Raw genomic sequence first — 430 nt, 5'->3', positions numbered from 1 at the left:
TTGGAGCGGGTTACGAGGCTCGAACTCGCTACCTCCACCTTGGCAAGGTGGCGCTCTACCAGATGAGCTAAACCCGCATGGAGGCGCCAATCAGAATCGAACTGGTGAATAAAGGTTTTGCAGACCTCTGCCTTACCGCTTGGCTATGGCGCCGTTGTTCTATTTTATAGAAAAAGGCCGCTTTATATTCCTATAAACAGCCCCTTTTATCTTTGGAGCGGGTTACGAGGCTCGAACTCGCTACCTCCACCTTGGCAAGGTGGCGCTCTACCAGATGAGCTAAACCCGCATGGAGGCGCCAACCAGAATCGAACTGGTGAATAAAGGTTTTGCAGACCTCTGCCTTACCGCTTGGCTATGGCGCCGTTGTTCTATTTTATAGAAAAAGGCCGCTTTATATTCCTATAAACAGCCCCTTTTATCTTTGGAG

General features: G+C 49.8%; 4 tRNA genes. All 4 read right to left on the bottom strand.

Going from position 1 to position 430, the window contains the following annotated elements:
* Position 1 precedes the first annotated feature (1 nt).
* Positions 2-77: transfer RNA gene (locus tag BQ5353_RS00050), tRNA-Gly, on the bottom strand.
* A 1-nt stretch (position 78) separates the two neighbouring features.
* Positions 79-153 (bottom strand) — tRNA-Cys (locus tag BQ5353_RS00045).
* A 60-nt stretch (positions 154-213) separates the two neighbouring features.
* Positions 214-289 (bottom strand) — tRNA-Gly (locus BQ5353_RS00040).
* Position 290: 1 nt separating this feature from the next.
* Positions 291-365: transfer RNA gene (locus tag BQ5353_RS00035), tRNA-Cys, on the bottom strand.
* Positions 366-430: the final 65 nt, after the last annotated feature.

The organism is Merdimmobilis hominis (assembly GCF_900104615.1).
GTDB classification, from domain to species: Bacteria; Bacillota; Clostridia; order Oscillospirales; family Ruminococcaceae; genus Merdimmobilis; species Merdimmobilis hominis.
This window is presented reverse-complemented; position numbering and strand designations above follow the sequence as displayed.